Below are 11,082 nucleotides of genomic sequence, written 5' to 3'. Positions count from 1 at the left end.
TTGTGACCGACGCCCGGGATGTAGGCCGTGACCTCGACGCCGCTCGACAGGCGCACGCGGGCGACCTTGCGGAGGGCGGAGTTGGGCTTCTTCGGGGTGGTGGTGTAGACGCGGGTGCAGACACCGCGTCGCTGGGGCGAACCCTTCAGGGCAGGCGTCTTGCTCTTGGACACCTTGTCCTGGCGGCCCTTGCGGACCAGCTGGTTAATCGTGGGCACCTGGTGGTTCCCTTTCTGAGAAGCTCTCTGTGCTCGGCGCTTTGCCAGCACGACGTGACGCTTGAATCTATGTGCCAGTGGTGAGCACCCGGATTTGGGCACGCGCAACGCATCTGGTCGTCCCAGACACGAGGAACGAGATTACCGGCCGCCTGGGTGAGGGTCAAAACGCGGCCGGGGAGGCCAGGACGGGCTCCTCCTGGCGGCTCTTGGTGCGCAGGTAGACCGCGCTGGCCAGCAGCACCCCGGCGACCGTCATGGCACCGCCGAAGATCAGGGTCCACCGGGCACCGAAGACCTCCCCCACCCAGCCGACCAGGGGCGCACCCAGGGGCGTGCCGCCGATGAAGATCATCATGTAGAGCGCCATCACGCGCCCGCGCATGCCGGCGTCGGTGTTGAGCTGCATGAAGGCGTTGGCGCTGGTGATCATGGTGAGGGCCGTAATGCCGAGCAGGGGGCACATCAACGCGAAGAGCAGGTACGACGGCGCGAGGCCGGCCACGATCTCGAGCAGGCCGAAGGCCACGGCCGCCCCGACCACGAGCCGGTGCCGCACACCCTCCCGACTCGCCGCGAGCAGCGACCCGGCGAGCGACCCCACGGCCATGAACGTGCCGAGCAGCCCGAACTCCGCGGGCCCCTTGTCGAACACCTGGGTGGCCATCAGTGCGGAGGTCATCTGGAAGTTGAGGCCGAAGGTGCCGGTGAAGAAGACGATCCCGAGGATCAGCATCAGGTCGGGACGGGCCCGCACGTAGGAGACGCCGGCGCGGATCTGGCCGGGCTCACGCTTCACCAGGTCGGCGACGTGCAGCCGCGAGCCGTCGAGCGAGGCGAGCATCAGGATCGGGGCGACGTAGGTCAGCCCGTTGATCAGGATCACCCACCCGGTCGCGGCGACGCCGGAGCCGAGGAGCGCGATCGAGACACCGGCGATGGCCGGGCCGAGGATGCGCGCGGAGTTGAAGCCGGCCGAGTTGAGGCCCACCGCGTTGGTGAGGTCCTCGGCGTCGACGATCTCCGAGACGAAGGACTGCCGTGCAGGGGCGTCGAAGGCGGAGGCGACACCCAGCACGAGCGCCAGCACGTAGACGTGCCAGATCTGCACCGTCCCGGTGACCGCGAGGACCCCGAGCACGAACGCCGGGGCGGCCATGCCGACGTTGGTCATCTGGAGCAGGCGTCGCTTGGGGATCCGGTCGGCGACCAGCCCTGCCACCGGGGACAGCAGCAGGAAGGGCAGGAACTGCAGGCCGGTGGTGATGCCGATCGCGGCGGCGCTGTTGGCGGTCAGCAGGAGGACCAGCCAGTCCTGCGCGACGCGCTGCATCCAGGTGCCGGTGTTGGACACCAGGTTGCCGGCGGCGTAGCGGCGGTAGTTCTGGTTGTGCAGGGAACGGAAGGTGGGGCTCACAGGGTGCTCACTCGTGGGAGGCCAGTCTCTCCAGGATCGGGGCCGCGCTGCGGAGCACGGCGCGTTCGGCAGGGGTCAGCTCGCGCAGGCGGGTGGCGAGCCACTCGTCGCGGCGGGCGCGGTCGGACAGGACGGTGGCCCGACCGAGGTCGGTGAGGGCGACGACCACCTGGCGCCCGTCGGTCTCGTGCCGGCGTCGCGTGGCGTGGCCGCCCTCGACCAGGCAGTTGACGGTGCGGGTCATGCTCGGCGGCTGCACCTTCTCGCGGGCCGCGAGGTCGCCCACGGTGAGGTCACCGAAGCGGTGCAGCGCCCCGAGCACGGCCATCGCGTTCATGCTCAGCTCGTTGTCGGGATGGCGCTCCACGGCGAGGCGCCGGCGCAGGCGCATGACCGAGAGCCGGAGCTCGGAGGCGAGTCCGGCGTCGGTGCGGGCGACCTTCTCGACGGTAGGCATGTCGTGAGCATAAGTCATTACCCATGCTAACTATTCCCTGTCTACTCCCGCAGGCGCAGGCTCCGCAGCAGGTGGGGCCAGGCCAGGCTCCCGAGGGCCGCGTCCGCCTCGGGGCTGCCCCCGCGGGCCATCGCCCTGCCCCGCTCGACCGGCACCTCGCCCGGCAGCACCACGCGGTGCCCGGCGTCCGGGTGCGTGACGACGACGGTCTCGCGCCCGTGCGACGTACGACGGGCGGCGATCGCGCGGGCGAAGTCGGCCGCCGGCCACACCTGGTCGTCCTCCCCCGCCACGAGGACGACGTCCCCGGAGATCCGCTCGACCGCGATCGCGGCGGCCGCCGCCTCCTCGGCGTGACGACGCAGGCTCTGCTCGTAGAGCCGCCGGTAGGACGGCGGGTCGGTGTCGGCCGACCACGAGTCGTCGAACGGCGCGAAGGAGACGGGACGACCGCCCCAGGTCCAGTGCGACGTCTGCCGCCCCTGCTCGTCGACGCCCGCCCACACGACCGACGAGGGCGCGAGCGCGACCACGGCGTCGACCCGGGGGTCCAGGGACGCGGCGAGCAGGGCCGCCTCGGCGCCGAACGACGACCCCACGATCGCGACGCGGTCGGCGTCGGCGGCCAACCGGTCGAGCGCAGCGGTGAAGGTCTCGACCGGCACCTCGAAGGTGCCGGGCTGCTGCCCGACACCACCGAACCACCGGATCGTCAGCGCCGTCGCGCCGTGGGCCGCGAGGACCCGGCACCGCTCGGTCTCCAGCGCGCCGCTGGACCCGGCGAGCACCAGGACCGCCGTCCCGACGTCGACGCTCGGACGGGCGAGGTGCTCCTGGGGGTCGGTCACCTCCCCATCATGGCTCGCGGGTCAGCCGATCCAGTCGGTGATGGGAGCGATGGCGAAGTAGACGACGAAGAGCGCGGCGACGCCCCACATCAGCGGGTGGACGTCAGCGGCCTTGCGCCGGACCACCTTGAGGAGGACGTAGGCGAGGAAGCCGGCGCCGATGCCGACCGAGATGGAGTAGGTGAAGGGCATCAGCACGATCGTGAGGAACGCCGGGATGCCGATCTCGAGGTCGTCCCAGTCGATGCCCTTGACCTGCTGCATCATCAGGAAGCCGACCAGCACCAGCGCCGGCACCGCGGCCTCGTTGGGGATGACGGTCACCAGCGGGGCCAGGAAGGTCGCCAGGAGGAACAGCACCCCCGTCACGACCGAGGCGAGACCGGTGCGGGCACCCTCGGCCACGCCGGAGGCGGACTCGATGTAGGAGGTGTTGCTCGAGACCGACGCCGCGCCGCCGGCGACCGCGGCCAGCGAGTCGACGACCAGGATCCGACGGGTGTGGGGCGGGTTGCCGTCCTCGTCGAGGAGCCCGGCCTCGGCGCCGATCGCGGTCATGGTGCCGAGGGTGTCGAAGAAGTCGGCGAGCAGCAGCGTGAAGACGAAGAGGAAGACGGTGACCACGCCGGCGTTCTCCCAGGAGCCGAGCAGCGAGAAGTCACCGATCAGTCGGAGGTCGGGCCAGGCGACCACGTCGGTCGGGATCGCCGGGACGTTGAGGTTCCACCCCGAGGGGTTGACCCCACCGTCGTCGGTGAAGGTGGGCCCGACCTTGGCGACCTTCTCCACGACGATCGCCAGGACGGTCGTGGCCACGATGGCGATCAGGATCGCGCCGCGCACCTGGGCGACGTAGAGGCCCAGCACCAGCGCGAGGCCGATCACGAACACCAGGACCGGCCAGCCCTGGAGCTGCCCCCCGGTCCCGAGCTCGACGGGCACCGGGCCGGCACCGGTCCGTCGTACGAACCCGGCGTCGACGAGGCCGATGAACGCGATGAAGAGACCGATGCCGACCGAGATCGCGACCTTGAGCTGCGCGGGCACCGCGTTGAAGACGGCCTCCCGGAAGCCCGTGAGCACGAGCACCAGGATAACCAGGCCCTCGATCACGACCAGGCCCATCGCGTCGGCCCAGGTCATCTGGCTCGCGATGGAGAAGGTGACGAAGGCGTTGAGGCCGAGGCCGGTGGCGAGTGCGAGCGGGAAGTTGGCGACGACCCCCATGAGCAGCGTGACGACACCGGCGACGAGCGCGGTCGCCGCGCTGATGGCGGCGAAGTCACCACCCGCCAGCAGGTCGCCGTTCATGTCCTCGCCCTGCAGCAGGATGATCGGGTTGAGCACGATGATGTAGGCCATCGTGAGGAAGGTGACGATCCCGCCACGCACCTCGCGACCCACGGTCGAGCCGCGCTGGCTGATGTCGAAGAAGCGGTCGATCCTGGACCGGGGACGGCTCGTCTGCGTGCTCACGGGCAGGGAGCATGTCAGACCTGCGGACGGTCGACCACTCCACCGCGGCGCAGCGTCGACTAGCGTGGTCGCCGTGGAGCTCCGTAACGACCAGCCGATGCAGCACGAGTTCAGGAACAAGACCTACCTCCTGGCCGACGTGGAGCCGCTCGACGTCGACGGGGTGCGCACGGTGCAGGTCGGGACCGCGATCTTCTTCCTCGGCTTCCTGGCCCTGCTGCCGTTCTACGGGCGACTCTCCGAGGACGGCACCACCTGGTGGCTGTGGACCTGCCTCACCGGGGTCGGGCTGGGCCTCCTGGGGCTGGAGTACTGCCGCCGTCGCCGCGCCTTCCGCTCCGAGGTCGAGGCAGCACCGCCAGGAGCGTGACACGTCCTACATCCGGGTTTCGGTGGCCCGGGCGACGGGTACCGACCGGGCATGACTCCCAAGCTGCACTACACCGTTCCCGGCCTGAGCGACGCTGACGCCCAGCGCATCGTCGAGCTGCTCCAGGACCGTCTCCACGCCGCCAACGACCTGCACCTGACGCTCAAGCACGTGCACTGGAACGTCGTCGGCCCCCACTTCATCTCCGTGCACGAGATGATCGACCCGCAGGTCGACGCCGTGCGCGGCTTCGCCGACGACCTCGCGGAGCGCATCGCGACCTTCGGCGGCTCGCCGCAGGGCACCCCCGGCTCGATCGTCTCGGCCCGCACGTGGGACGAGTACAGCATCGGTCGCGGGACCACCCAGGAGCACCTCGGTGCGCTCGACCTCGTCTACCAGGGCGTGATCACCAGCTACCGCGACGGCATCAAGGAGCTCGGCGACCTCGACCCGATCACCGAGGACATGTTCATCGGCCAGACCGAGCAGCTCGAGCTGTTCCACTGGTTCATCCGCGCGCACCTCGAGGACAAGGGCGGTCGCCTCTCCACCGAGGGCGCCGGCTCGGAGAAGGCCGCCGCCGCGGCCGCCGAGCAGGGCTGACCCCTCCTCCGCGTCAGCACCACCGCTCCTCAGCACGACGAAGGGGCCCGACCAGCAGTGCTGGTCGGGCCCCTTCAGTGCGTGCGGGGGCGTGCGGGTCAGACGATCTCGTAGTCGTCGGAGGAGAGCGTGTCGAAGACGTGCTCGGGCATCGGCAGGGGCTCGTGCTTCTTGGCCAGGCGGACCTCGGAGTGGGCGCCGCAGCCGTGCGTCAGCGCCACGACCCGGCCGTCGTCGTTGGCGTCGCCGTTGGCGCAGACCCCGAACATCTCGGAGAGCGGGCCGGCCAGGCGGACCAGGAAGCCACAGCCGTGGCAGGTGTCGGGAGCCGCCTGCGCGAGGGCCGACTCGGGGCCGGCGTCGCCGTCGTACCAGCGCTGGGCGGCCATCTCGCGACCCTCGAGCGAGAGCGTGCGGACACGGCCGAGGCCGAGGTCCTTGGCGACCTCGCGGACCTGCGCCTTCTCGTCGGCGTCGAGCGGGTCGTCACCGAAGGAGTAGGTCGGGACCAGGCGAGCGTCGTCGTCGTCGACGGGCAGCAGGTCGCCCGGGGACATGTCGCCGGGCTGGAGGCGCTCGCGGTAGGGCACCCACTCGGGAGCGACGATCGCGTCGTCACCCGGGATCAGCACGACCTCGTCGACGGTGACCTGCTTCTGGCGCGAGGCGCGGGCGACGGTCACGGACCAGCGCCACCCGACGTAGCCCTTGCGCTCGCAGGCGAACAGGTGGGTCACGACCCGCTCGCCCTCGGCCTGCGAGCCGAGGTGCTCGCCCACGTCGGCGGGGTCCACGTCGAGGAGCAGCGCGGAGCGCGCCTCGTCGACCGCGGACGCAGCCACGGAGTCGGTCTTGGTGCGCACGATGATCGCCACGGACGAAAGCATGACTCATGCGTGGTGCCGCTGTCAGGTCGGGCCGGGGTGTCGGGTGGGTCGTGAGGGCGCACGGGGCAGGATGGGGCCATGACGTCGTCGTCCCACGAGCCGCCGCCGACGCCCCCCTCGGGCGATCGGCCGCGCGCCACGGGCCGGGGGCGGGGCACCGGACTGGGCGCCGGACTCGGCAACGGGCTGGGCACCGGTGTCAAGGTCACGGCCAAGGGCGTACGCGGTGCCGCCCGGGGCGCGGGCCGGGCCGGCTCCTACACCGTGCGACAGGCGCGCCGGGCCACCAACGCCCAGGGCGCCGACCAGTCCGGGCTCGCCCGGCTCATCCAGCTCCACGCGTGCAACGCCGCCGCCGACGCCGCGGTGGTCATCTCGCTGGCCGGCACCCTCTTCTTCGCCGGTGCGACCAGCGAGGCGCGGGGCCAGGTGGCGCTGTTCCTCGCGCTCACCATGCTGCCGTTCGCGATCGTGGCGCCGTTGATCGGACCCTTCCTCGACCGGTTCAGCCACGGGCGGCGCTGGGCCATGGGCAGCACCTTCGCCCTGCGCGCCTTCCTCTGCTGGGTGCTGGCCGACGCGGTCGCCAACGACTCGGCGTGGCTCTTCCCCGCCACCCTCGGCGTGCTCGTCTCCTCCAAGGCCTACGGCGTCACCCGGGCCGCCGCGGTCCCCCGGCTGCTCCCCGCCGACCTGACCCTGGTCAAGGCCAACGGCCGGGTCTCGCTGGCCGGCATCGTCGGCGCGGCCATCGCGGCGCCGATCGCGGGGCTCGCCGCCACCGTGGGGGCGGAGTGGTCGCTGCGCTTCGCCTTCCTGGTCTTCGTGCTCGGCACGATCGCCGCGATCCGACTGCCCGACAAGGTCGACGCGAGCGCCGGCGAGCAGGCCATGACCCTGCGTCCCACGAGCACCGAGGGACGACGCGGCACGCGCATCCCGCCAGCCGTGGCCTTCGCGCTGCGGGCCAACTGCGGACCGCGCTGGCTGTCGGGGTTCCTCACGATGTTCATGGCGTTCCTCTTCCGCGACAACCCGATCGGCGACTACGCCCCCGAGGTCACGCTCGGCATCGTGATCGGCGGCGCCGGGCTCGGCAACACCCTGGGCATCCTGCTGGCCTCGCTGCTGAAGAAGATCAATCCCGCGGTGATGGTGGTGATGGCGCTGGTCGCCGACGCGGCGGTCATCGCGGTCGGCGGCGTCTTCTACGGGATCCTGATGCTGGCCCTGATCGGGCTGACGGCGGGGCTCGCCCAGTCGCTGGCCAAGGTCTCGCTGGACGCGACCATCCAGTCCGGGGTCCGCCCCCAGGTGCAGGCCAGCGCGTTCGCGCGCAGCGACACGACCCTCCAGCTGGCCTGGGTCATCGGCGGCTTCGTCGGCATCGCGCTGCCGCTCTACCCCCGGTTGGGGCTCGGTGTCGCAGCCGTCGTGCTCGCCGCGTGGACGGTGTTCGTGCTCGCCAGCCGCCCGCGTCGTCGTACGACGGGCCGGGTCGCGCCCGCCTGAGGCGGCCGCGGCCAGCGGCTCCGCCCGTCAGCGCAGCCGGGTCAGAGCTCGAGCTCGTCGGCCAGCGCGCGGAGCAGCTTGGCGGCGGGCTTGGCCGTGCGGGCGTCGGGGTGCCGGCCGTGGCGGTAGGTCTCGCCCACGTCGTCGAGCAGCCGGATCAGGTCCTCCACGATCGGCGCCATCTCCTCGGGCGCGCGCCGCTTGGCCTGCTTCTGGTTGCGCGCGACGGAGGCCTGGGCGTCCAGGACGCGGACCTGCAGCGCCTGGTCGCCACGCCGACCCTGGGCGATGCCGAACTCCACGCGCGCGCCGGGCTTGAGGACGGTCATGCCCTCGGGCAGCGCGTCCGTGTGCACGTAGACGTCGGGTCCGTCCTCCTGGGACAGGAACCCGAAGCCCTTCGTCGCGTCGAACCACTTCACCTTGCCACTGGGCACGGTCAGACCTCTCCACCACCGCCCGGCCGATCCGGGCGCGACGGCACAGACTAGGCCATCCGGCCAAGGCGTTCCGACCGGTTTGTCCGTCGGCCGACGGGCCGCGTCAGCCGCGCGACGCCACGTGCTCGTCGAGCCACAGGGGGAACTCCCGCAGGTCGTCCAGGACGACGTGGGTGCCGGCGTCCAGGAGCTCCTCGCGGGTGCAGCCCCCGGTCAGCACCGAGACGCTCAGCACCCCGGCGGCGAGCGCACCCTCGACGTCGTGGACGTGGTCCCCGACATAGACCCCGGCTCCCTCGCGCACCAGCGCGTCGGCCTTGCCGAGACCCCAGACCCAGCCCTCGAGGACGTCGACGTCCAACCCGAGGTGGGTCACGTGCAGCTCGGCGTTGCGGGGGAACTTGCCCGTCACCACGACGACGCGCCCACCGTGGCGTCGTACGGCGGCCAGGGAGGCGTGGGCGCCGGGCAGGACGGGCACGGTGTCGATGGCGTGGGCGGGGTAGAGCTCACGGAACCGGTCGCCCGCGGGGCCGATGGCGTCCTCGTCGAGGTGGCCGGCGAGGACGCTCTCGAGGGGCGGACCGAGCCTCGCGGTCATCTCGGCGACCGGGAAGTCGACGCCGAGCTCGGACCCGAGCGCGGCGAGGACCGCGGCGAAGCCCGGGACGGTGTCGATGAGCGTCATGTCGAGGTCGAAGCCGACGACGAGGGGGCTGGCGGGCACCCCGTCAGCGTAGGCGGCGCCGCAGAGTCCGGGTTCGCCGGTCACGCGTGGGGTCCGTGAGACAGAATGGACGACTTCCGCCGACACCGAGGACATCGTGACCCCAGCAGGACGAGCCGCAGGACGATCGCCCGGTCGCAGCGCCTCGCGCGCCGCGGCCGTCGTGGTCGCGCTCGCGAGCGCCGTCGTCAGCCTCGCCGCGACCCCGTCGGCCCAGGCCGCGCCGGCCGGCACGGGCGCTGACGACAGCGCGCTCTACCTGGTCACCCTGCGCGGACCGGGCCTCTCGGGAGCGGCGCTGGCCGGGGAGACGACCGGCGTCCTGGGCAGCGTGCGCCTGCTCGCGCAGCAGGAGCGCGCGCTCGACCTCGTGGGAGACCCCGCCCCCGTCTACCGCTGGACGACGGCGCTCAACGGGTTCGCCGTGCACCTCACCACCGCGCAGGCCGCGACCCTCGCCGAGGACCCGGGCGTGGCGATGGTCGAGCGCAACAGCGTGCGCCCCCTCGCCTCCCTCCCGGCCGGTGCCGCGGCCGCCGGCCCCCGCACGGGCAGGAGCGGCGGCGGGCTCGGTGGGGCCGGCGTGGTCATCGGCATCGTCGACTCCGGGCTGGATCCCACGGGCCCGCTCTTCGCTCGCTCGACCCAGCTCGGAGCGAGCCCTCGTGACTTCGCAGGTGTCTGCGAGGACGGCGAGGGCTCGCCCGTCTGCAACGGCAAGGTCCTCGGGGCACGGTGGTACGTCGAGGGGTTCGGCGCCGACGACCTGCGTGCGACCGCGCGTCTGTCGGCCCACGACGACGACGGCCACGGCACCCAGATGGCCTCCATCGCCGCCGGCAACGCCGGTGTCGACGTGCGGGTCCACGACCAGCGCCTCGGCCGGTTCTCCGGCCAGGCACCCCGGGCGAGGCTCGCGATCTACAAGGCCTGCTGGAGCGCCCCCGAGCCGAGCGACGACGGCTGCGCGACCGCCGACCTGGTCACGGCGGTGGACGACGCCACCCGCGACGGGGTGGACGTGCTCAACCTCTCGGTCGGGGGTCCCGCTCGCATCGACACCGTCGACCTGGCCCTGCTGGGCGCCGCCGAGGCCGACATCGTCGTGATCGCCGCCGCGGGCAACGACGGCGGCGGGGCGGCCCACCCGGCTCCCTGGGTCACGACCGTCGGCGGCACCGTCGGCTCCCAGCGACGCGGCGACGTGGTCCTTCCCGGCGCGCCGGACGTGCAGGGCGCCATGGTCGCGTCGCGCCGCGTCGGGCCGGCCCGCCTCGTGCTGGCCGCGCGCGCCAAGGCCCCGGGCGCGACGGCGCGCGAGGCTCGTGTCTGCACGCCCGGGAGCCTGGACGCCGCCGCGGTCGACGGCCGGATCGTCGTGTGCGACCGCGGTGGGGTCGGCCGGGTCGACAAGTCGGCGGCCGTGGACCTGGCCGACGGCGTGGGCATGATCCTGACCAACGTGCGGCCCGGCTCGGTCGACGTCGACTTCCACCGGGTGCCGACGGTCCACCTCGACCGCGCCTCGGGTCGCGCGGTCAAGCGCTGGCTCGCGGCACGACCCCGCGGCAGGGTGACCCTGGTCCCCCGCGCGTCCGCCCGCGTGTCGCGTGCCGTCACCCGCTTCTCCGGGTCCGGCGACCCTGCGTCGGGCGTGCTCAAGCCCGACCTCGTCGCTCCCGCCGTCGGCGTGCTGGGTGCGGTCCCCCAGCGCCCCAGCGGGGCACGGTGGGACTTCGTGACCGGCACGTCGGCCGCGGCCGCGACGACCAGCGGGGCTGCGGCGACGCTGCTCTCCCGGCACGCCTGGTCCGCGACCGAGACCCGTTCGGCGCTCACCACGTCGACCGAGCGGCTGCGGCGCGCCCCCGCCACCCGGGTGGGCTCCGGCCTGCTGCGGCCGCAGGACGCCACCCGGCCGGGCCTGGCCTACCTCCTCGACGCGGGCGACTACCGCGCCTGGTGGGAGGGCGACCTGCGCGTCCTCAACACCCCGTCGGTGGGCCTGGGCCCCGGGGCTGCTGTCGCTACCCGCACGCTGACCAACACGACGGGCCGTCGGCTCTACTTTTCCTCGCGGGCACGGGGCTTCGAGCACCGGGTGCGGGTGACGCCCGCGGCGCT

At 72.7% G+C, this 11,082-nt stretch carries 12 protein-coding genes; 4 read left to right on the top strand and 8 right to left on the bottom strand.

The window, feature by feature from the left end; genetic code table 11:
* The 5 genes from rpsL to AAG827_RS21085 form a co-directional block, all read right to left on the bottom strand.
* Window positions 1–218 (bottom strand): 30S ribosomal protein S12 (rpsL, locus tag AAG827_RS21105; protein ID WP_341928180.1); only part of this gene is annotated, 218 nt, incomplete at its 3' end.
* A gap of 163 nt (window positions 219–381) precedes the next feature.
* Window positions 382–1,635, bottom strand: coding sequence for an MFS transporter (locus AAG827_RS21100; protein ID WP_341928179.1), 1,254 nt, complete (start codon window positions 1,633–1,635; stop codon window positions 382–384).
* Between the two features lie 7 nt (window positions 1,636–1,642).
* The gene (locus tag AAG827_RS21095) at window positions 1,643–2,092 is read right to left on the bottom strand and encodes a MarR family transcriptional regulator (protein ID WP_341928178.1); all 450 of its coding nucleotides are present in this window, start codon (window positions 2,090–2,092) and stop codon (window positions 1,643–1,645) included.
* Between the two features lie 41 nt (window positions 2,093–2,133).
* Complete coding sequence (locus AAG827_RS21090) at window positions 2,134–2,940, bottom strand: alpha/beta fold hydrolase (protein WP_341928177.1); 807 nt, start codon at window positions 2,938–2,940, stop codon at window positions 2,134–2,136.
* Between the two features lie 21 nt (window positions 2,941–2,961).
* Entirely contained in the window at window positions 2,962–4,416 is a 1,455-nt protein-coding gene (locus tag AAG827_RS21085) for an NCS2 family permease (protein ID WP_341928176.1), read from the bottom strand.
* Window positions 4,417–4,489: 73 nt separating this feature from the next.
* Between AAG827_RS21085 and AAG827_RS21080 the strand changes: the two genes are divergently transcribed.
* Both AAG827_RS21080 and AAG827_RS21075 read left to right on the top strand, forming a co-directional pair.
* On the top strand, window positions 4,490–4,786 hold the full coding sequence (locus AAG827_RS21080; RefSeq protein WP_341928175.1) for a DUF2530 domain-containing protein: 297 nt from the start codon (window positions 4,490–4,492) through the stop codon (window positions 4,784–4,786).
* Window positions 4,787–4,837: 51 nt separating this feature from the next.
* On the top strand, window positions 4,838–5,392 hold the full coding sequence (locus tag AAG827_RS21075) for a DNA starvation/stationary phase protection protein (RefSeq protein ID WP_341928174.1): 555 nt from the start codon (window positions 4,838–4,840) through the stop codon (window positions 5,390–5,392).
* A gap of 98 nt (window positions 5,393–5,490) precedes the next feature.
* Here the strand turns inward: AAG827_RS21075 and AAG827_RS21070 are convergent, their stop codons facing one another.
* The gene (locus AAG827_RS21070; RefSeq protein ID WP_341928173.1) at window positions 5,491–6,279 is read right to left on the bottom strand and encodes a DUF3027 domain-containing protein; all 789 of its coding nucleotides are present in this window, start codon (window positions 6,277–6,279) and stop codon (window positions 5,491–5,493) included.
* 78 nt (window positions 6,280–6,357) lie between these two features.
* Here AAG827_RS21070 and AAG827_RS21065 point away from each other — a divergent pair, with 78 nt between their 5' ends.
* Complete coding sequence (locus AAG827_RS21065) at window positions 6,358–7,791, top strand: MFS transporter (RefSeq protein WP_341928172.1); 1,434 nt, start codon at window positions 6,358–6,360, stop codon at window positions 7,789–7,791.
* Window positions 7,792–7,832: 41 nt separating this feature from the next.
* Here the strand turns inward: AAG827_RS21065 and AAG827_RS21060 are convergent, their stop codons facing one another.
* Both AAG827_RS21060 and AAG827_RS21055 read right to left on the bottom strand, forming a co-directional pair.
* Window positions 7,833–8,228: a cold-shock protein gene (locus AAG827_RS21060; RefSeq protein WP_341928171.1), complete on the bottom strand. Its 396-nt coding sequence runs from the start codon at window positions 8,226–8,228 to the stop codon at window positions 7,833–7,835.
* A gap of 106 nt (window positions 8,229–8,334) precedes the next feature.
* Complete coding sequence (locus AAG827_RS21055; RefSeq protein WP_341928170.1) at window positions 8,335–8,958, bottom strand: HAD family hydrolase; 624 nt, start codon at window positions 8,956–8,958, stop codon at window positions 8,335–8,337.
* Window positions 8,959–9,055: 97 nt separating this feature from the next.
* Between AAG827_RS21055 and AAG827_RS21050 the strand changes: the two genes are divergently transcribed.
* Window positions 9,056–11,082: S8 family serine peptidase (locus AAG827_RS21050; RefSeq protein ID WP_341928169.1), on the top strand; the 2,027-nt coding region annotated here is incomplete at its 3' end.

This window comes from Nocardioides psychrotolerans, assembly GCF_943371775.1.
Lineage (GTDB): Bacteria > Actinomycetota > Actinomycetes > Propionibacteriales > Nocardioidaceae > Nocardioides > Nocardioides psychrotolerans_A.
This window is presented reverse-complemented; position numbering and strand designations above follow the sequence as displayed.